Below are 19,611 nucleotides of genomic sequence, written 5' to 3'. Positions count from 1 at the left end.
GAACTTAATGACAAGCTTCGTTGTCAGTGAATCACGATCTGCATGAATCACTTTGCGCGATGCGCAAGACAACTTTGCTCCACGAACAAGCCTTACTCGAAAGGAGATGCACATGAACATGAACAGAATCCTCGCCGTTGCCGCGCTCGCCGCGGGCGGAGTTATCCTGTCGAAACAGCTGAAGAAGACCGGCGTCATGCGAAAGACGTCGTCGTCCACGCAGGAATCCATCGACGTGGATGTCCCGGTCAGCGCCGCGTACAACCAATGGACGCAGTTTGAAGATTTTCCGAAGTTCATGGACAGCGTGCGCGAAGTGCGCCAGCTTGACGATACGCATCTGCACTGGCGCGCCGAGGTGGCCGGCAAGGAACAGGAATGGGATGCCGAGATCACCGAGCAGATTCCCGACAAGCGCATCGCATGGCGCAGCATCGGCGGCGTCCGCAATGCCGGCGTGGTCACCTTCCACAAGCTCTCGGACGGAAAGACGCGCATCATGCTGCAAATGGATTACGATCCGCGCACCATGGATGAAAAAATCGGCGATGCGCTGGGTGTCGTCAAGCTGCAGACGAAAGCCAATCTCAAGCGCTTCAAGGACATGCTTGAAACCCGCGGCAGGGAAACCGGGGCTTGGCGCGGATCGGTTGCGCCGCATTAGGTTGTGGAACTGATCCTTCTCAAGCGCAACTCGAATATTCTTCCCGCGTAGCGCCCTCTATCAGAACGTCGCGGTAAAATCGGACGAGTGATGCCCGGTCCTATCTGATAGAGGAGGAATGCTATGCCTTCCGGAAAAATCCTGGTGGCGCAAGGGGGCGGTCCGACCGCTGTGATCAATCAGTCGCTGGTCGGTGTGGTGCTGGAGGCGCGACGATTTCGCAACGTCGAACTGGTCTACGGCGCGCGTCACGGCGTGCGCGGCATCGTGAATGAAGATTTCCTGGATCTGACGCAGGAGACCAGCCACAACCTGGAACTGGTGGCCAACACGCCTGCGTCGGCGCTGGGTTCCACGCGCGACAAGCCGGACGTCAAGTATTGCCAGGAAATCTTCAACGTACTGCGCGCGCACCAGATCGAGCAGTTCTTCTACATCGGCGGCAACGACTCGGCCGATACCGTGCACATCGTCAGCCAGGAAGCGCAAAAGGCGAACTATCCCTTGCGCAGCATTCACATCCCGAAGACCATCGACAACGACCTGGTCGGCAACGATCACACGCCCGGATTTCCATCGGCCGCGCGCTTCGTCGCGCAAGCCTTCGCCGGTGCCAATCTCGATAACGCGGCGCTGCCGGGCGTCTATGTCGGCGTCGTGATGGGACGTCACGCCGGCTTCCTGACTGCGGCGTCCGCGCTCGGCAAGAAATTCCCCGACGACGGACCGCATCTGATCTACCTGCCCGAACGCACCTTTGTCATCGACAAATTCCTGTCCGATGTGAAGCGCGTCTTCGATCGCTACGGACGCTGCGTGATTGCCGTGTCCGAAGGCGTGCATGACCTGTCGGGCGCGCCCATCGCGAGCCTCCTGGCCAAGGAAGTGGAGCGCGACGCGCACGGCAACGTGCAGCTTTCCGGCAGCGGCGCGCTGGCCGATCTGCTGTGCGATGAAATCAAGTCCAAGCTGAAGATCAAGCGCGTGCGCGGCGACACCTTCGGCTATCTGCAGCGTTCCTTCATCGGCTGCGTCTCCGATGTCGATCAGCGCGAAGCGCGCGAGGTCGGCGAAAAAGCGGTGCAGTACGCGATGTGGGGCAATCGCGACGGATCAGTGGCGATCAATCGCACCGGCTTCTACTCGGTCGATTATGAATTGCTCGACCTCGAAGTGGTGGCCGGCAAGACGCGCGTGATGGACGACGAATTCATCGCCGAAAGCGGCACCGACATCACCGATGCCTTCCGGCTGTATTTGCGCCCCTTGCTCGGCTCGGGCATGCCCGATGCATTCCGCCTGCGCTACTATCCGGTGCCGAAGGTGAAGAACGCGACGCGCTAGCAAGTAGCGAGTGTCCATGGAAAACACGGAAGGCACGGAAAAAAGCATTTGTTATTCCGTGTTTTCCGTACCTTCCGTGGACAAGGTTTCCTCTTTATCCCGCCTCTTTCTCCATCTCTCGTGCATAAGCGCCTGCGCGTGCCAGCCCGTTCAGCCGGCAACGCAAGAGGAAGGCCTGCTGCGCCTTTTCCACCCGGCTTTCCTGCCCCTGCCATGCGGCGAGGACCGGCGCCTGCAGCGCGCGGCCGTAGGAGAAGCTGAGCTGCCACGGATGCGGGCCCATGTTGTTCATCGCGTTCAAATGGTCGGTTGCATCTTCCGCGCTCTGCCCGCCTGACAGGAACACGATGCCTGGCACGGCGGCGGGAACGTAGCGCTTGAGGCAGCGCACCGTCGCCTCGGCAACCTGTTGCACACTGGCCTGTTGCGGGCACTTCATGCCGGGGATGATCATGTTGGGCTTGAGCAGCAGGCCTTCGAATGCCACGCCATGCGCGTCCAGTTCCCTGAACAATTTGCCCAGCACGCGTGAACTCACTTCCTCGCAGCGCGCGATGCCGTGCGCGCCGTCCATCAGCACTTCCGGTTCCACGATGGGCACGATGCCCTCTTCCTGGCATAGCGCGGCGTAACGCGCCAGCGCATGCATATTGGTCCGTATGCCGCAGCCACTTGGTATCGTGTGCTCGTCGATCTCGATCACCGCGCGCCACTTCGCGAAGCGCGCGCCCATCTGCCGGTATTCGACGAGGCGTTCGCGCAAGCCGTCCAGGCCTTCGGTGATCTTCTCGCCGGGATGCAGGGCCAGCGCCTTGCTGCCCTTGTCCACCTTGATGCCGGGAATGATGCCACGACGCGACAGCAGTTCGGCAAAGGGTATGCCGTCCTTGCTGGATTGACGCAGGGTTTCTTCGTACAAAATCACACCGCCGAGATACTGTTCGACGTCCTCGGTGGTGAACAGGATATCGCGATAGCGCCGCCGGCTTTCTTCGCTGGACGCCAGCTGGATCGCGTCGAAGCGTTTCTTGATGGTGGGACCGCTTTCATCCGCCGCCAGGATGCCTTTCCGGTCGGCGACGATGGCGCGCGCCACCTTGTTGAGCTCGTCGATGTTCATGGTCGATCACTCCCATTCAGGACAATGGCTGAAATCATGCTGGCATCAATGCACCGCGACCGCAATGGCGAACTGACATGATTGCTGTAAGGCTAATCGCCGGTAGGCGAAATCTGAAAGCACTTCACCTGCTCCAGCGACAGCAAATGCGTCGACAGCACGGACATGTTCCTCACGTCGGAGGTGCGAATCACCATGCGGTATTCAAAATGCTGGCCATCCTCGGTAATGCGATAGCTCATGTTGGCGATATTGAAGCCGTGGTTCGCCATGATCTTCCTGACCTCGGCTTCCGAAAGCACCTGGTCGCGCTCGAAGCGCAGCGCGTGGTGCGCATAGGACTGCGACGGCATCCTCGCCTCGATGCGGCGGAACAGCGACAGGATGCCCAGCGTCAGCGCGGTCGCCAGAATGGCCGGGTAATAGAATCCCACGCCGATCAGGATGCCGATGGCCGCCGTGATCCAGATCGATGCCGCCGTGGTCAGGCCGCGCACGCTCAGCCCTTCCTTGAAAATCACGCCCGCACCGAGAAAACCGATGCCGGTCATGATGCCCTGCGCCATGCGGGTCGGATCGGTCCTGACGGTGTCGTTTGCCGCGCCCGGAAGCCATTTCCATTGGTACAGCATCACCAGCATGAGCAGACTGGAGGCAACACACACCAGCGCATGCGTCCTGAAACCCGCCGGGCGGCCGTGAAAACTGCGCTCCAGCCCAATGATCCCGCCGGCGCAAAGCGCGCCGAACAGGTGCAGGGTGATCACCACATAATCGGCATCCATCGTGAAGTCCATTGAGCAACCGGTGCGTCGGGCGGTACCGTGTCATGCCTGGCATGCAACAAGTTTGACCGGAGCGCATATCGTCTGTTGCCGGAAATATCAAGAACTGTCCATGCCGGCAACACATGGTTTGCTTCAGGTCAGGAAACCTGCGTGCGTCCGGCTCTGGCGCTTCTTTTGCTGACCGGCAACTGATAAACTTGGAAGCATGAAACGTATCCTCTCCCTGTTACTGCTCTGCCTCGCCGGCGCGGCATCCTCCGCGTTCTCGAAGACACCCGGCGAAGTCGAGATCGGCAGCGTGCTGCGCGAAGCGCAAATGCAGGGCCTGTCCGGTCCCGCCAAAAAGCTGTCGGCCTATCGGGGCAAGCCGCTGGTCATCAATGTCTGGGCCAGTTGGTGCGGCCCCTGCCGCGCGGAAATGGGATCGCTGGAACGCCTCGCGAAGCGCTATGGCGGCAAGCAGTTCAACGTGATCGGCGTCTCCACCGACGACTACCGCGACCGCGCGCTGGCCTTCCTGCAGCAATCGAAAACCAGCTTCAGCAATTACATCGACAGTGAGCTGTTCCTGGAAAACATGCTGGGCGCCGACCGCATTCCCCTGACGCTGCTGGTCGATGCGCAGGGCCGCGTGGTCGCCAAGTTCTATGGCGCCAAGCAATGGGACAGTCCGGAAGCGGTGGATGTGATCGGCAAGGCGTTTCGCGTCAAGATGTAGACGCTATACCAGCCCGATATCGCGGTCTTTCACGCCAGTAAAGACGCGCTCCAGCTGCGCCGAGCGCAAGCCATACATGCGCGCAAACAAGCCGCCCAGCACTGCGCGGTATTCGTTGAGTATCGGATAATCCCGATCCTGGAACAGCGTCGTTTGTTCCACCCGCACTTGCTCGCCGGCGATGCGCCCGCCGCGCACGCTGCCGCCCAGCACCCAGTACACCGTGCCGTGCCCGTGATCGGTGCCGCGATTGCCGTTTTCGCGGAAGGTGCGGCCGAATTCGCTGATGACCACCGTCACCGTGTCGCGCCACGCGCCGCCCATTTCCTGCGCGAAGGCGGCCAGCCCGCGCCCCAGCGCATCGAGGCGCCCGGCGAGCAGGCCGCTCGCACCGCCCTCGCCCACATGCGTGTCCCAGCCGCCGACATCGACGAAGCCGATGTTGTACCTGTCGCGCATCAGCGTGGCGATGCGGCGCGCAACCGACTCGAAACCCCTGGTTGAAATCGCATTGCGATTGGCGGCCTCCATTTCACGGCCCATGATGCCGCCCATCTCCTGCATGAGTTCGTCGCGCAGATGAAAACCGTCGTTGACCTGCTGCTCCAGTTCCGTGCCCCGATACATCGACGCGATCAGGCTGCTCTGGCGCGCGTCCACATTCGTCCTTGCCGCCGCGCGCAAGGACGCATTCGGCACCTGCGCGCGGCCCTGCAGGATCAGCGGCAGGCGATCGGTGAAGGCGATGGCATCCTTGCCGTTCAGTTCCATCACCAGCCGGTTCAGAAAACCCGACTGGAAATCGCGCCCGCGTCCCGCCGGCTGGCCCAACTCGATCGCGTCCTGTGTCTCGAAATGGCTGCGCGAGGTGTCCTCGGTGCCCGCGAACGGAATGAAGGCCGCCTGCCCCGCGCTGAACAAGGGATGCACCGAATCGCGCAGCACCGGATGCAGGCCCCAGTCGGCGTCGAGCGGCAGCGCCGCATTCAGATCCGGACCGGGACGCGCAATCGCGATGTTGGGCCGCGCCTCGTAGTAGAACTGGCTGGAGACCGGCACCAGCAGATTGGCCGCATCGTATCCGCCGCGCAGGAACACCAGCAGCAGCTTGCTCCTGGCAGCGGGTGCGGCAAACAGGCTGCCCGCGGAGCCGGCGAGCGGCAGGGAAGCCAGAACCTTGAGCACGTCACGACGTTTCATTTCTGCTCCTAACGATGCATCATTTCGGGAGACGCCAGCAGCAGCATGTTCCACTCCTGGGGCGATGCCGCCTGCTCCAGCGCGGCGCGCGTGGCAGGGTTCAGGCCCGCTTGCAGCGACTGGTAATACAAGGCATTGGCGAGTTGCGGAAAGGCCGGCCGTTCCTGCGGCAGCATGTCATCCGTCCTGAACAGGCCGGCGCTGCCCGCACCGATGGCCTTGGCGATCTCGAAGCGCGTCGTCATCTGCCCCGCGCTGTTCCAGGCCGATTGCGTCAGGGGATAGCCGTCGGGCGTCTGGCGGCCGTACAAGGGCTCGCCCATGCGATTGAGCCAGTTCAGCATCGGGCCGGCATTCAGGATGGGCTTGTCTTCATAGGCCAGCCGCACCGCCGACACCACATAGTGCACCGGGTCCTTGAACTTGCGGCCGAGCGACTGCGCGAATTCGGGCGAATCGAACAGGGTTCTGAGCGTGACCGCGATATCGCCGTCGCTGCGCAGGAAGCTCTGCGCCATGCGTTCGACCAGTGCGGCGGGCGGATCGTCCGACACGAAATACAGCGCCAGCTTGCGACTGATGAAGTGCGCCGTCGCCGGTTGGCGGCTCAGCAGATCGAGCGCCTCGTCCAGTTCGGCCAGGCCGCGCCCGCGTATCGTCCTGCCGAGCAATTGCTTGTCGCCGTAATCGTGCCGCCTCGGATTGAATTCGAACAAGCCCTGCCGCACATACTGTTGCTGCAACGCGGGCCGCCCGAACCGCATCTGTTCGCCGCGATGGATGCCGACGCCGGTCAGCACGCGCGCCAGCTCCTGCACATCGCGCTGGCTGTAGCCGGCATCGACGCCGAGCGTATGCAGTTCCATCAGCTCGCGCGCATAGTTCTCGTTGATGCGGTCGGCCGCGTTGTGCTCATTGTCGAGGTAGCGCAGCATCGCCGGATGGTGCGCGGTGGCGGCCAGCAGGTCGCGGAATTTGCCGAGCGCGTAGGGCCGTATCGCGTGCTCTTCGTAATCGCCTATCATCGCGCGCAGATCGTGCTTGCCCTGGTGCACATTGAAGTGATTCATCCAGAACCAGGTCATCTGCTCCTGCAACTGGTTGGGCGAATACAGCGCGCGCAATAGCGACCGGCTCGCCGCCTCGCGTGCAAGACGGTTCAGGTCCTGCTGATAGGCTTGCTTCGCGGCCTGCTTCTGCGCATCGCTCATGCCTTGCGCATCGCGGCGGCGCTGTTCGAAATCGTGCTCCAGCTGTTCCAGCGGACGCTGCGAGATGGTCATCGCGTCGATCTGCGCTTGCACTTGCACAGGCAAGTTCGCGGGGCCGGGGTGCAGCTGCTGTTCGAGGTAACGGCCCAGGCCAAGGGCATTGGCCTGGCGCAGCGCCTCGCTGTTCGCGCCCCAGGTGATGCGGTTAAGTACGGGCAAAGTGAGCAAGGGATCGGTTCGCGGGGCAGCAGTCGCGGTGCAGACGATGAACAGCGCCGCAAGTGGAATCCGTGCAAATAGGAAATTAGCCATGCCGCCGCGCCTCCGGACTTGTTCTTGATTGTGCAGGTTAACGTCCGCTTGGCGGCAGAAGAGGACAAGGGCAATCACTGGAAATGGTAACAGCGTGTAAGAACCCAAGTCGTGGCTATAATGCTTGCCAAAAATACAAAACCAAGAATCTGCGGACGCACAGCATGAAACACAACAAGACGGGCAAGATCGGCGCGATGTGCGCCATCGGCGGCAGCATCCTGCTGCTCGCCGGCACACTTTTGCATCCGATGGAAGCAGACCCGGCCGACGCGCTGGCCGCCTTCACTGAGTATGCTGCCGACCACCACTGGATCGCCAGCCATTTGACGCAACTGGCCGGCGTGACGCTCATGGTGTTCGCACTGATATCGCTCTCGCAACTCTTGCGCGAGTCGCAAGGCGAAATCTGGTCTCGTCTCGGTTACGGCGCGGCGATCGCCGGCCTGGGTGTTGCCGCCGCCTTGCAGGCAGTCGACGGCATCGCGTTGAAATCCATGGTGAACGCATGGGTCGCTGCACCGCCTGCGCAAAGGGACGCGGTTTTTCAGGCCGCCTTTGCCGTTCGCCAGATCGAGATCGGGCTGGCCGCCATGCTCAGCCTGGTGCTGGGTCTTGCTGCGAGCCTCTACGGAATCGCCATCTCGAAAGCAAAGAAATATCCGGCGTGGCTCGCTTTCCTCGCCTGCCTGGGCGGCCCGTCCACCATGGTCGCGGGCGTCGTGATCGCCTATACCGGCTTCTCCGAAACAGCCATGACAGTGAACATGCCGGCGAATATTCTGCTGCTGGTCTGGATGGCCTTGCTCGGTGTCTTCATGTGGCGCAGGGGGTAAGAACCTGTTTAGTGTCTTTTTGGCAGGCGCGTTCTACCGGGAAGGGATGCAGGGCAAGGCGCGCCGCGCTGCTCAGACTGGCCGTCTGTGCAAGCGGCGCAACGCCGCAATGCGCCCTTCCCGGCAGAACCCTTTGGGCAGCGTTCTGATCCGGCCGCCTACGTTGTTACGGCTCCTTGCCGTAGCACCGCTACGTCGCGTCGCCGCGCCTAGTATCCGGCCGGATCAGAACGCTGCGCGCCTGCCAAAAAGACACTAAACAGGTTCTAAGCCACTCGCCCGCGCCGCCGCCGCAGGATCGAATTCTGCGCCTGCAAAATCGCATCGACCCGCTCGGACGCCTCGCGCGCCAGTTCCTGCGCCAGCTCGCCGCTGGGGAAGAATTCCGGACAGCGATAGCCGAGCCAGGCATAGGCGGAATACATCCTGCACATGTCTTCCACCTCCTGCAGATTGTGACGCGATAGAGAGACCAACTCGTGACGCAGCGCGCTGACCTTGTGCTTGGCGAGCGCACGCGCCCAGTCCTGCCATGCAATATGCAGCGACGGCACGCGCGATGAAATCGGCACCAGCGAGAGCGTGAACTTGTCGGCTATGGACAGTGCGAGCGTATCGAGCCACAGCGCGCGTTCGGCTTGTTCATCGGTGATGCGCGGGAAGAAGAAGCCATCCGGCACGTCGATGTTGTGCACGAAGCGCTTGAACAGTCTGGTCAGCGATTGCTCGCCGGTGACCGCTGCGATCCGATGCAGATGCTCCAGCGTGGGCGCCACCGAAAAGCCCGCTGCCGCCACCGGCGGAACCTTCTCCTTCAGCAGCGAGCGCATCACATGATGGGTTTCTTCGTCATAGCCGGCGACGAAGCCTTCCTCGTGCACGCCGAAGCGGCCCGCGCGGCCGGCGATCTGCCGCGCCAGCGCCGCCGGCACTTCTTCCTCCTCGATGCCGTTGTACTTGGTCGAGGTGGTCATCACCACGCGTTCGATCGGCAGGTTCAGCCCCATCGCGATGGCATCGGTGCCGACCACGATATCGGCCTCGCCATTGCGAAAGCGCGCCGCTTGCGCACGGCGCACTTCCGGCGACAGGTTGCCATACACCGTCGCCACCGAGAATCCGCTCTCGGTGATCATGTCGCGCCACATCAGCACCTCGCGCCGCGAGAAGGCAATCACCGCATCGCCGCGCCGCAGGTTGCGCAGTTTGCGCACCGCCTTGGCTTCCATCGACAGCGGTGCCTTGCGCTTGAGCACATGCACTTCGAGCGGACATTCCAGCCGTTCGGCCAGCGCTTCGACCGCTCGACGCGCCTCCAGCGCACCGACCAGGTACACCACCGATGCCGGTGCGCCGCATACTGCGGCGGTCCACGCGGCGCCACGGTCGCGATCGCCCAGCATCTGGATTTCATCGATCACCGCCACATCCACCCGCGTGCTGGTGTCGAGCATTTCCACCGTGCTGGCCACATGCGTGGCGCCCTCGACGATGCGGCGCTCCTCGCCGGTCACCAGGCTGACCAGCAGTTCCTTGCCGTGCGGCCGGGCCTCCAGCAAGCGTTCGTAGTTTTCCAGCGCAAGCAGGCGCAGTGGCGCGAGGTAGACGCCGCTCTTCGCCCGGGCCAGCGCTTCCATCGCCTGATGCGTCTTGCCGGAATTGGTCGGCCCCAGCAAGGCGATGAAGCGGCGCGGCATGCGCCAGGCGACCTCGAACGATGCCGGATATTCCGCGAGATTGATGCTCTCCTTCGTCAGCGCCGCGTGCCGCTCTTCGTTCTGGCGCTCGATCGCATGCTGCAGGCGCTGCTCGATGCGCTCGAACACATACTCCGCAGGATCGGACATGTCGCGCCCTTCCAGCGCGTGCAGGAAAACCATCGCATCGAGTCCGACATCGTCGGCACGCGCATGCAGTCCGGCAACAAAGGCGGTCACTTCGCGATGCAGTTCTTCCTTCACGCCGGAATGGGCGCGCTGCGTGATCAGCTGCAATTGTTCTTCCGGCGCCATCTTGCGCCACTTGCTCGGCTTGGCCAGCACGCCCTGACTCGGAACGAGGCTGTAGGGAATGTGCAGCCCGGCCACCTCGGCAAGGCCGGAAAAGCGCAGGAATACGCGGCCCTCCGATTTGACCAGATCGGCGCCCAGTGCCTGCGCGTGCAGTTCCGGGGCCATGCTGTCGTCGGTGGCAGGGATGGTCGCGGGAGAGTCGGGGGAGGGGGACGCGCTTGTCATGAACCGGAAAGAGTCACTGTGAAACAGATGGAAAACGATGGCGTGCGGGAGAATCTCACAACCGCGCCAGCGTAGCAGGATCGGGCTCGCCACCGAAGTATTTCCGCAGGCATGCCTCGAACACTGCATTGTCCTCGCCGGCCCGTGCAAACAGCGTCATCGAGGACCGGAATTTCATGTCATCGGGATAGCCGAAAATTTCTTCCACCGTGCGGCCTTCGATCGCCGCCACGATGCGCGCGCATTCGCGCAACCTCGTGCCGAGCACCGGATGCGCGAGGTAAGCCCGCGCTTCCTCAATCGAGGAGATCGCGTACCTGCGCGCCATCTCGCTTTGCCCCAGTCCCTGTATCTGCGGGAAGATGAACCACATCCAGTGGCTGCGCTTGCGGCCCGCACGCAGTTCGGCGCAGGCGGTCTCGTAAGTCGAGCGCTGCGCATCCACGAAGCGTTGCAACCGGAAGGGATCGTCCATGGCTCAGCTCGACAATCGTCCCTTGCCCAGCACGTGCATCAGCGCATCCTTGCCGTGGATGCTCAATTGCCGTTCCAGCTGCGCGCGCGCCATGTCTTCGCTGCCGGCCGGTCCGCTTGCGATGCGTTTGCCCGATGAGCGTTCGGTAATGGCCCAGCCGCCGTGCTTGTCGTAAAGCCACGTGTGCAGGATGAACTGAAGCTCTTCAAAGCCCGGCACGACAATTTCCTCGCCCAGCAATTCCTGCGGCTGGCCGAATTCGTTCTGTATCAGGAATTTTTCCATCGGAATGCGGTCTCCATCTGTTCTCCATATTAGGCGAAGGTCGCCGGCGCGCGGCCACTGTTTCCTTTCCGTCCTTTGTGTCGCGTCAAGTCCCGCGACCGGGAAGTTCCTAACCTATAAATGCGTCTGCAGCGGCCCTCGCTCCGCAACCCCGCCAACATCCGACCGCATATCCGCAATGGAACAGCCCAAGCAAGCGAAGGAAAAAGTCCGCGAATATCTGGAGCGGCGACAGATCGAGCGCCGTCAGAATTCCCGTTCGCCCCTGCACGATCCCGAGCAGATACGCCGAGAGATCGGCTGGGACCTTGTCGAACGCCGGCAGACGGACCGCCGCAACAAGAAATGACAAGCGCGCACGCTGCTTCACGCATTAGCCGGGATTCACGCCGCATGTTTGCCCGCAAGACAGGGCAGTAATAGATTTAGTCTATGGTTTCGATCCAAACTATCGAATTCTCATTTCCATAGATCGGCACTATGATTCACCCATGACGTTTTTTCTTCAACCAACAACACGGGAGTCACCATGTCTCTGATCAATACCCAAGTCAAGCCTTTCTCAGCAACCGCCTTTCATAACGGCAAGTTCGTTCCGGTTACCGAAGCCGACCTGAAGGGCAAGTGGTCCGTCGTGTTCTTCTACCCGGCCGACTTCACCTTCGTCTGCCCGACCGAGCTGGGCGACCTGGCCGACAACTACGACACCTTCAAGTCGCTGGGCGTGGAAGTCTACGGCGTGTCCACCGACACCCACTTCACCCACAAGGCATGGCATGACACTTCGGATACCATCCGCAAGATCAAGTATCCGCTGATCGGCGATCCGACCGGCGCGATCACCCGCAACTTCGACGTGATGATCGAAGAAGAAGGCCTGGCACTGCGCGGCACCTTCGTGATCAATCCGGAAGGCCAGATCAAGCTGTGCGAAATCCATGACAACGGCATCGGCCGCGACGCCAAGGAACTGCTGCGCAAGGTGCAGGCAGCGCAGTATGTGGCATCGCACCCGGGCGAAGTCTGCCCTGCCAAGTGGACCCCGGGCGAGAAGACCTTGTCTCCGTCGCTGGATCTCGTCGGCAAGATCTAAATCTTCATGGCGCGCCGCCTTCGCGCGGTGCGCCGACCGGACGCGGCAACCCGCGTCCGCAGCACCACTCCCCGATCACCCTGATTGTTCCGCTGGCACGAGCCTGATCCGGAAGTGGCACTGCACATCCCGACATTCCACCATCCTCACAAGGGAATCATCATGCTGGACAACAACCTCAAAACCCAATTGAAGGCTTACCTCGAGAAAGTCACCCAACCGATCGAGATTGTCGCGTCGCTGGACAGCAGCGAAAGCGCGCATGAAATGTCTTCACTCCTGAACGACATCGCCAATCTGTCTTCGCAGATCACGCTGACCGAGCAACGCGGTGCAGACGAACGCACGCCATCGTTCTCGCTCAATCGCGCGGGCAGCAACATGGGCATCCGCTTCGCCGGCGTTCCCATGGGCCATGAATTCACCTCGCTGGTGCTGGCGCTGCTGCAGGTCGGCGGCCATCCGCCCAAGGCGGATGCCGACGTGCTGGAGCAGATCCGCGCGCTCGAGGGCGAGTTCGTGTTCGAAACCTATATCTCCCTGTCTTGCCAGAATTGCCCGGACGTGGTGCAGGCACTGAACCTGATGGCGGTGATCAACCCCAACATCCGCCACACGATGATCGACGGCGCGCTGTTCCAGGATGAAGTCGCCGCACGCCAGATCATGGCCGTGCCGACTGTTTTCCTGAATGGCGAAAGCTTCGGCCAGGGCCGCATGTCGCTCGAAGAGATCCTCGCGAAACTCGATTCCGGCGCCGCGCAGCGCGAAGCCGCGAAGATCGCGCAGAAAGACGTGTTCGACATGCTCATCGTCGGCGGCGGACCCGCAGGCGCATCGGCTGCGATCTATGCGGCACGCAAGGGCATCCGCACCGGCGTCGTCGCCGAGCGCTTCGGCGGTCAGGTGCTCGACACCATGGGCATCGAGAATTTCATCTCCGTGAAGGAAACCGAAGGGCCGAAAATGGCCGCCGCGCTGGAACAGCACGTGAAGTCCTACGATGTGGACATCATGAATCTGCAGCGCGCCGAAGCGCTGATCCCCGGCGAGAACATCGAGATCCGGCTGGCCGGCGGCGCGAGCCTCAAGGCGAAGACCGTGGTGCTGGCGACCGGCGCGCGCTGGCGCGAGATGAACGTGCCCGGCGAAAAGGAATACCGCAATCGCGGCGTGGCCTACTGCCCGCACTGCGACGGCCCGCTGTTCAAGGGCAAGCGCGTGGCGGTGATCGGTGGCGGCAATTCCGGTGTGGAAGCGGCGATCGACCTGGCCGGTATCGTGTCGCATGTCACGCTGCTGGAATTCGATGGCCAGCTGCGTGCCGACGCGGTCCTGCAGCGCAAGCTCTTCAGCCTGCCGAACGTCAGCGTGATCACCAGCGCGCAAACCACGGAAGTCACGGGCGACGGCAACAAGGTCAACGGCCTGCGCTATACCGACCGCAAGAGCGGTGCGGCGCACCACGTCGAACTGGAAGGCATCTTCGTGCAGATCGGCCTGCTGCCCAATACCGATTGGCTGAAGGGCACGATCGCCCTGAGCAATCGCGGCGAAATCGAAGTCGATGCGCACGGCCGCACCTCGGTGCCGGGCGTATTCGCCGCCGGCGATGCCACCACCACGCCCTACAAGCAGATCATCATCGCCATGGGCGAAGGATCGAAAGCGGCCCTGAGCGCCTTCGATCACCTGATCCGCAGCTCGGCGCCGCAAGAAAGCAAGGTGGCGATCGCGGCCTGACCGCCGGGGCAGAACAGCTCACTGCAATGATCGTCTTCCTCGACTTCGACGGTGTCTTGCACCCGTTTCACCGGCCGGCCGGGGTGTTCACCCTGCTGGCCGAGTTCGAGCGCGTGATGCGCGACTACGCGGACGTCGACATCGTCATCTCCAGCACCTGGCGCGAGGCGCATCCCTTGCCGCAACTACGGGCGCTCTTCTCGCCGGACATCGGCGATCGCATCATCGACGTCACTCCGATTGCCGGCGGCCTCCATCATCCTTTTGTCCGCGAGGCCGAAATCCGTATGTGGCTGCGAGAAGCCGGGCGCGCGGCCGAACAGTGGGTGGCGATCGACGATACCGCATGGTTTTTCTCGCCGGATTGTCCCAATCTCATTCTGGTGGACACCGAAACCGGATTCAACCTGACAACCGAGCGCGAACTGCGCCGCCGCCTGTCCGCGTCATCATTCGCCTGAATCATTCGTGCGCCGCGCGCGCTCCGTGATACGTCGTCTGAATCCAGACCGCCCATCCGCCCAGACCGAGCACGACCGCAGCGATCATCACGATGCCGCCGAGGAAAGGAATCGCCGCGGCGATGCTCAGCACGATCAGCGCCAGCAGGAGAAACAACGCATAGCGCTTCAGGCTCGCCGGTTCCGGCTGCTTCGCGGCGGTGGCAACCTGTCGGCCGATCAGGAAGGCCGTCGCCAGATAGCCCAGCATCAGGCTCAAGGGATAGAGCAGCAGCAGCGCAAAACCGATAGGCAGGCCGATCACCGTGACCATGAACAGGATCGCCACCGGAGGAATCGTGAACACCAATGCGAGGCCGAGCAACAGGCTGCGCAGCGGATACTGGCGAATCGCGCGCTGCGGCCCGAGCGCGGCGGCAGGAAAGAGCACATACAGCAGCATGCCCGCCGCCAGCATGCTCAGCACGAAGAAAGGATGGAACCACGACATTGCGCGGCGCGGGCCGTGCTCCTTGCTCCATTCCGGCGGCGTCGGTTCGTGCGTGAGCGCGCCCAGCACCTGGGCTGACGGATCGCGGATCAGCTCATTCGGACTGGCGTAAAAAAGACCGCCGCGAATGATCGCACCCGGCAGCAACTTGATCTGCTGTCCGTAGAGATGCGCGTCGCCGTCGATCTCGCCGGAAATCGCGATGTTGCCGGCGTAAATCCGGGCACCTTTTCCAATCTTCCCGGCCACCGTCACATCGCCTCCCGCCAGCCAGGCCGAACCCGCCACCACCGCCGCTTCGCCCACACGCACATTGCCGCCGGCCGCGACCAGTTCGCCGTCGGTATTGCCCTCGATATCGACATGCCCGCCGGCGGCGCGCAAGTCCTGCCGCACCGGCGCGCGAATCGTGACCGAGCCGCCGGCCACTGCCGCGTCGGCACCGACTTCGCGTTCCACGCTCACCCGTCCGCCGGCGGCGAACAGATCCGCCGCGACAGGCGTGGCGATCACGAGATCGCTGCCGCTGATGTAGGTGTTTCCCGCTTCGCTGGTTTGTAGTTGTGACGAGGCAGAATAGGCCGGTGATATCGACAAGCAGAACGACAAGCAGACAAGCAGCATGCCGATGCGCATCTTGCTGATAGTGGTGTGTAGGGAGAGCATCAGAATCCTCCTTTCCAGGTGGATTACGCCATCATGCCGCTCACAGCCCGGACCGGCTTGAGGCAGGTCACGCAACATGCAACAGCCCTCGTTTTCGCATGTCTTGCATGCAAACATGCGCGATGCAAGAAGCGGCGATCTGTTTGCCGGAGTTGTCTGTTCCTGTCCACAAAATCACGGTCTGAAAAATGTAGCGCCACGCAACGCACATCAGGCGCGCATTTTCGGGCATCATATCGAGCGCCCTGCCTCATCGAAACAAGCTGTTACAGCACGCGCAGGGCGCACTCCGTAGAATCGCTTCATGAAACTGTTTGCACTTCTTTTCGCGCTGGCGCCGCTCGTGCCGGCCTATGCCCACAAGGTCATCGGTGTCGCCGATGGCGCCAATCTGACACTCCTCGTTGACGAGCAGCCTTTCAAGATCCGGCTCGCCAACATCGACGCACCCGACAAGGCCCAGCCCTTCGGCGCGCAGTCGCGGCAATCCCTCGCCGAGCTCTGCCTCGGCAAGGATGCCAGCTACCAGGAGCAGGCCATCGATCATCGCGGCCGCACGGTGGCGATCGTGACCTGCGAGGGCGTGGAAGCCAATCGCGCGCAGGTCGAGCGCGGCATGGTCTGGGTCTACCCCAAGACCAACCAGGATCTGACGCTGCCGGGGCTGGAAGCCATGGCGCGGCAGCGCCGCGTGGGTTTGTGGATGGACGCAGAGCCGGTCGCGCCATGGATATTCCGTCATCCGAAAACCAGGAAGATCGCGAAAGTGCCGACGGAGAATACGGACGGCGGAATCTGCTTCACCGACCGACACGGCGAGTACCGCTTCGTCGACGGCATGAAGCGCTATGGATGCTAGCGCCTAGGCCTGGTTTTGTTCCTCGACTGCATGAAGGAACTCCGGCCGTTCGGCCAGGAGATCGCGCGCACGGAAGCCGGAAACCAGAAAAGGAGATGTTTCAACGATGGGCTTTGTCTGTCGCATCGGCGCGAGTGCGGCTTTCAGGATATCGCGCATGAGCAAGCGCGCTTCGGTGATGTCTTCCCGCAATGACCGACGGGGAAGAAGGCCCGCTTCGACGGCTTTGGTGATGGCAGCCGTCAACATTTCATCGGTAATGTTCATGTCTCGCTGCGTATTGGTCTTATTGGTGCATGATGCCGCGTTGCGCAGGAGAATTGTTTCAAATTTACATCTTCTTACAGACCGGATCCGCGCTGAATCCACGCATTTTCAGAGGCCGGGCAAGGTCTCCTGCGCCGCCGTCTTGCCTGGCCTCGGCGCTGGCCGCGCGACCAGGCGCTCAGCCGGATAGCGCATGAAGAAGCGCTCCGCCTCCTCGACCGGACAATGCAGCCACTCGTCGTAGCGCTCCGGGTCGAGTATTACCATCATGCGCTTTTCGTCGCCCGGTTTGTGGAATCGCTGCATCACCGCATGCCCGTCCGCATTGATGGTCAGCATGGAGAATGACAGCAGCGGCAGACCGTTGCCGCCGTCCTGCTTGTACTCCCAGATACCGGCCACGCCGAGCGGCGCGCCGTCCGCATCGGCGATTTCGTAGCGCACCACTTTTCCCGATTCATAGCTCGGTTCATAAAAGGAACGCAGCGGAATCACGCAAAACTGATGATGCTTGTAGGCATGCCGAAAGCTCGGTTTGCTCGCCACGGTTTCGGTGCGCGCGTTATAGGTCTGCCGCGCCAGCTTGCTGTCGGCCCAACCCGGCACCAGGCCGAACATGCCCAGCGCGCACGCGCGGTCACCCGGCATGGCATCTGCGCGCGGCAGGCGGATCATCGGCGCCATGTAGCCGGGAAATGCCTCGGCCGGATAATCGGAATCGGGTGGCGCAACACCAAAGAACTGCTGCAGCTGGTGATGCGTGGAGGGAAGGTAGTTAGCGCACATGAGTTCATTCTAGCGCGCGTTCGCGGCGAGCGTACATGCCTTCCTCAAGGCGATTTGCGGCGGAAGAATGCGCGCTGCTCGTGCACCATTTATCATGCTGGGAACCCACTCGATCGGAAGGCGCACGATGAAAGCCATTCTCACCGGACATACACGCGGCCTCGGTGCCGCCATTGCAGAAAAGCTGCTGTCGCGGAACATCGCCGTTCTCGGCTTGTCGCGGCACGGCAATCCGCAACTCGGCGCGCAGTACCCTGCCCTGCTAGAGCAAGTCGCGCTCGATTTGTCGGATACCGATGCATTGGCACGATGGCTCGCCGGTGACAGCTTGCGGCGCTTCCTCGCCGGCGACCAGAACGTCCTCCTCATCAACAATGCAGGCGTGCTGCAGCCGATCGGGCCGATCCGGCTGCAAGACCCTGCCGCCATCGCGCGTGCCGTCAGTCTCAATGTCGCTGCACCGCTGATGCTGGCCGGCGCGTTCGCCTTCGCAAGCCCGGATGCCGGCGATCGCCGCGTCATGCACATCTCCAGCGGTGCGGGACGCAGCGCTTATCCCGGCTGGAGCGTCTACTGCGCGACCAAGGCCGCGCTCGATCATCACGCGCGTGCCGTCGTGCTGGACCAGACGCCCGGCCTGCGCATCTGCAGCCTTGCTCCCGGCGTGATCGATACCGACATGCAGGCCGAAATCCGCAAGGCCACGCTGGAGCAGTTTCCGCTGCGCGAACGATTTGAAGCCTTGAAGCGCGACGGCAATCTGGCCGACCCGAAGGAATGCGCAAGGCGTCTGGTGGACTATCTTGTGAGCGAAAGTTTCGGGCAGATGCCTGTCGCCGACCTGCGTGAGATCGGTGAATAAAGTCAGCCTGCTTCCGCCTGCGTGGCTTGTGCCGTGGCCGCTGCAAGCCGGCTCCGGTTGCGGCCGTCTTCCTTCGCCTGGTACAAGGCTTCATCGGCACGCTTGAAGGTCAAGGCCACGTCCGCTCCCTTCGCATGCTCCGCAATGCCGATCGAGATCGTGACCGTCAACGCCGGATCGATCTCAGGAAAGCGCAGCTGCTCGATCATTTGCCGCACCCTCTCGGCTGAAGCGAGCGCTCCCGCGGCGACCGTATCGGTCAATACCATGACGAACTCTTCGCCGCCGAAGCGGCCGAAAACATCGGTCAGGCGCAGCGTGCCGGAAGCCGTCGCCGCGATGCGCCGCAACACGGTATCGCCGGCCATGTGTCCATGGACGTCGTTGATCCTCTTGAAGAAGTCGATGTCGACCATGCATACGCAGAACGCCGCGCCGTTGCGCGCGCAGCGCTGTCTTTCTTCCTCGACCCGATCCATCACATAACGCCGGTTGTAGACGCCGGTCAGCTCGTCGCGAATCGCCATTTCGCTGATGTGCCGCACTGCCGTTTCGAGGTCCGCGTTGCGCTTTTCCAGCTCCTGGTTATTGATGCGCAGCTTGCGGCGCAGATTGCCGATGTAGCCGGCAAGGAAACTGAACTCCACCAGTGCCACGAATAGCGCCAGCCATTGCACCACCTCGACCTTCAGCTTGATTTCGCTCGGACGGTACACCTGGAGCAAGGCGATCAGGATCGCATAACCGACCAGCATGAATGCGCCGAAGGCGGCGAAATCGCGCGTCTTGAAGCGGAACATGCCGAACACCAGCATCGATACACCGAGCAGCAGGAAGGTGGCCCGGAAATCATCCGCGTAGTACATCAGATACAAGCCGGAAAACGTGGCGATGGCCATCTGCGGCTTGGTCAGGCTCGGATCGGCAAAGCGCTTGTTCAGGCCGGAGCGGATCAGCGCATATACGCCGAGGTGGATGGACAGGACGAAGCTGACGTAGATGGCGAGGGTCTGCGTTGTGAAATAGTTCATCCACCAGCAGGCAAGGACAAACGTGAAATTCATCGCGTAGGCGCCCGTGGCGAACACAAAGCGCTTGATCCTGAGCCGCTGCTCGGGCTCGTCAGGGAGAAGGGCAAAACGCTTTGCTGTCATTTTTCACCCGTTCAATCTCGATTCGATACTTGCCGTGCTT

General features: G+C 62.1%; 21 protein-coding genes. 10 read left to right on the top strand and 11 right to left on the bottom strand.

What is annotated here, in order from left to right; genetic code table 11:
• Positions 1-112 precede the first annotated feature (112 nt).
• Positions 113-664 carry an SRPBCC family protein gene (locus E6W33_RS20670; RefSeq protein ID WP_247869723.1) on the top strand — a complete coding sequence of 184 codons (552 nt, stop codon included), beginning with the start codon at positions 113-115 and terminating at the stop codon, positions 662-664.
• Between the two features lie 123 nt (positions 665-787).
• Positions 788-2,008: a 6-phosphofructokinase gene (locus tag E6W33_RS20665; RefSeq protein WP_136419217.1), complete on the top strand. Its 1,221-nt coding sequence runs from the start codon at positions 788-790 to the stop codon at positions 2,006-2,008.
• Between the two features lie 94 nt (positions 2,009-2,102).
• On the opposite strand, the gene E6W33_RS20660 is transcribed toward E6W33_RS20665, so the two are convergent.
• Both E6W33_RS20660 and E6W33_RS20655 read right to left on the bottom strand, forming a co-directional pair.
• The gene (locus tag E6W33_RS20660; RefSeq protein ID WP_136419216.1) at positions 2,103-3,128 is read right to left on the bottom strand and encodes a class I fructose-bisphosphate aldolase; all 1,026 of its coding nucleotides are present in this window, start codon (positions 3,126-3,128) and stop codon (positions 2,103-2,105) included.
• Positions 3,129-3,220: 92 nt separating this feature from the next.
• Positions 3,221-3,913, bottom strand: a complete 693-nt coding sequence (locus tag E6W33_RS20655; RefSeq protein WP_136419215.1) for an MgtC/SapB family protein — start codon at positions 3,911-3,913, stop codon at positions 3,221-3,223.
• 208 nt (positions 3,914-4,121) lie between these two features.
• Here E6W33_RS20655 and E6W33_RS20650 point away from each other — a divergent pair, with 208 nt between their 5' ends.
• On the top strand, positions 4,122-4,634 hold the full coding sequence (locus E6W33_RS20650; RefSeq protein ID WP_136419214.1) for a TlpA disulfide reductase family protein: 513 nt from the start codon (positions 4,122-4,124) through the stop codon (positions 4,632-4,634).
• 3 nt (positions 4,635-4,637) lie between these two features.
• Here E6W33_RS20650 and E6W33_RS20645 read toward each other — a convergent pair whose 3' ends face one another.
• Together E6W33_RS20645 and E6W33_RS20640 are read right to left on the bottom strand one after the other, a co-directional pair.
• Positions 4,638-5,834: a DUF1501 domain-containing protein gene (locus E6W33_RS20645; protein WP_136419213.1), complete on the bottom strand. Its 1,197-nt coding sequence runs from the start codon at positions 5,832-5,834 to the stop codon at positions 4,638-4,640.
• A gap of 8 nt (positions 5,835-5,842) precedes the next feature.
• A complete protein-coding gene (locus tag E6W33_RS20640; protein ID WP_136419212.1) occupies positions 5,843-7,357 on the bottom strand; it encodes a DUF1800 domain-containing protein in 1,515 nt (504 codons plus the stop codon).
• Between the two features lie 164 nt (positions 7,358-7,521).
• On the opposite strand from E6W33_RS20640, the gene E6W33_RS20635 reads away from it, so the two are divergent.
• Positions 7,522-8,193 (top strand): hypothetical protein, encoded by a 672-nt coding sequence (locus E6W33_RS20635; protein WP_136419211.1) that lies wholly within the window; start codon positions 7,522-7,524, stop codon positions 8,191-8,193.
• Between the two features lie 266 nt (positions 8,194-8,459).
• Here the strand turns inward: E6W33_RS20635 and E6W33_RS20630 are convergent, their stop codons facing one another.
• From E6W33_RS20630 to E6W33_RS20620, 3 genes are all read right to left on the bottom strand, one after another.
• Positions 8,460-10,370: a helicase-related protein gene (locus tag E6W33_RS20630; protein ID WP_247869724.1), complete on the bottom strand. Its 1,911-nt coding sequence runs from the start codon at positions 10,368-10,370 to the stop codon at positions 8,460-8,462.
• A gap of 115 nt (positions 10,371-10,485) precedes the next feature.
• A complete protein-coding gene (locus E6W33_RS20625) occupies positions 10,486-10,905 on the bottom strand; it encodes a DUF1810 domain-containing protein (RefSeq protein ID WP_136419209.1) in 420 nt (139 codons plus the stop codon).
• A 3-nt stretch (positions 10,906-10,908) separates the two neighbouring features.
• Positions 10,909-11,190: a hypothetical protein gene (locus E6W33_RS20620; protein ID WP_136419208.1), complete on the bottom strand. Its 282-nt coding sequence runs from the start codon at positions 11,188-11,190 to the stop codon at positions 10,909-10,911.
• A gap of 178 nt (positions 11,191-11,368) precedes the next feature.
• Between E6W33_RS20620 and E6W33_RS27105 the strand changes: the two genes are divergently transcribed.
• The 4 genes from E6W33_RS27105 (at position 11,369) to E6W33_RS20605 (ending at position 14,487) form a co-directional block, all read left to right on the top strand.
• Positions 11,369-11,539 (top strand): hypothetical protein, encoded by a 171-nt coding sequence (locus E6W33_RS27105; RefSeq protein WP_168798707.1) that lies wholly within the window; start codon positions 11,369-11,371, stop codon positions 11,537-11,539.
• A 180-nt stretch (positions 11,540-11,719) separates the two neighbouring features.
• Positions 11,720-12,283, top strand: a complete 564-nt coding sequence (ahpC, locus tag E6W33_RS20615) for an alkyl hydroperoxide reductase subunit C (RefSeq protein ID WP_136419207.1) — start codon at positions 11,720-11,722, stop codon at positions 12,281-12,283.
• 162 nt (positions 12,284-12,445) lie between these two features.
• A complete protein-coding gene (gene ahpF, locus E6W33_RS20610; RefSeq protein ID WP_136419206.1) occupies positions 12,446-14,026 on the top strand; it encodes an alkyl hydroperoxide reductase subunit F in 1,581 nt (526 codons plus the stop codon).
• A 26-nt stretch (positions 14,027-14,052) separates the two neighbouring features.
• On the top strand, positions 14,053-14,487 hold the full coding sequence (locus E6W33_RS20605) for an HAD domain-containing protein (protein ID WP_136419205.1): 435 nt from the start codon (positions 14,053-14,055) through the stop codon (positions 14,485-14,487).
• Position 14,488: 1 nt separating this feature from the next.
• Here E6W33_RS20605 and E6W33_RS20600 read toward each other — a convergent pair whose 3' ends face one another.
• Positions 14,489-15,643 carry a polymer-forming cytoskeletal protein gene (locus E6W33_RS20600; RefSeq protein WP_136419204.1) on the bottom strand — a complete coding sequence of 385 codons (1,155 nt, stop codon included), beginning with the start codon at positions 15,641-15,643 and terminating at the stop codon, positions 14,489-14,491.
• Positions 15,644-15,947: 304 nt separating this feature from the next.
• Here E6W33_RS20600 and E6W33_RS20595 point away from each other — a divergent pair, with 304 nt between their 5' ends.
• Positions 15,948-16,502 (top strand): thermonuclease family protein, encoded by a 555-nt coding sequence (locus E6W33_RS20595; protein ID WP_136419203.1) that lies wholly within the window; start codon positions 15,948-15,950, stop codon positions 16,500-16,502.
• A gap of 3 nt (positions 16,503-16,505) precedes the next feature.
• On the opposite strand, the gene E6W33_RS20590 is transcribed toward E6W33_RS20595, so the two are convergent.
• Together E6W33_RS20590 and E6W33_RS20585 are read right to left on the bottom strand one after the other, a co-directional pair.
• On the bottom strand, positions 16,506-16,769 hold the full coding sequence (locus E6W33_RS20590; protein WP_136419202.1) for a hypothetical protein: 264 nt from the start codon (positions 16,767-16,769) through the stop codon (positions 16,506-16,508).
• Positions 16,770-16,877: 108 nt separating this feature from the next.
• Positions 16,878-17,555, bottom strand: coding sequence for an SOS response-associated peptidase family protein (locus tag E6W33_RS20585; RefSeq protein ID WP_136419201.1), 678 nt, complete (start codon positions 17,553-17,555; stop codon positions 16,878-16,880).
• Positions 17,556-17,682: 127 nt separating this feature from the next.
• On the opposite strand from E6W33_RS20585, the gene E6W33_RS20580 reads away from it, so the two are divergent.
• Positions 17,683-18,417, top strand: coding sequence for an SDR family oxidoreductase (locus tag E6W33_RS20580; protein ID WP_136419200.1), 735 nt, complete (start codon positions 17,683-17,685; stop codon positions 18,415-18,417).
• A gap of 2 nt (positions 18,418-18,419) precedes the next feature.
• On the opposite strand, the gene E6W33_RS20575 is transcribed toward E6W33_RS20580, so the two are convergent.
• The gene (locus tag E6W33_RS20575; RefSeq protein WP_136419199.1) at positions 18,420-19,571 is read right to left on the bottom strand and encodes a diguanylate cyclase; all 1,152 of its coding nucleotides are present in this window, start codon (positions 19,569-19,571) and stop codon (positions 18,420-18,422) included.
• Positions 19,572-19,611: the final 40 nt, after the last annotated feature.

Origin of the sequence: Herbaspirillum sp. ST 5-3 (assembly GCF_004804275.1) — a bacterium.
GTDB lineage: Bacteria > Pseudomonadota > Gammaproteobacteria > Burkholderiales > Burkholderiaceae_D > Noviherbaspirillum.
Note: the sequence above shows the minus strand (reverse complement) of the source record. Positions and strands in the feature narration are given on the sequence as shown.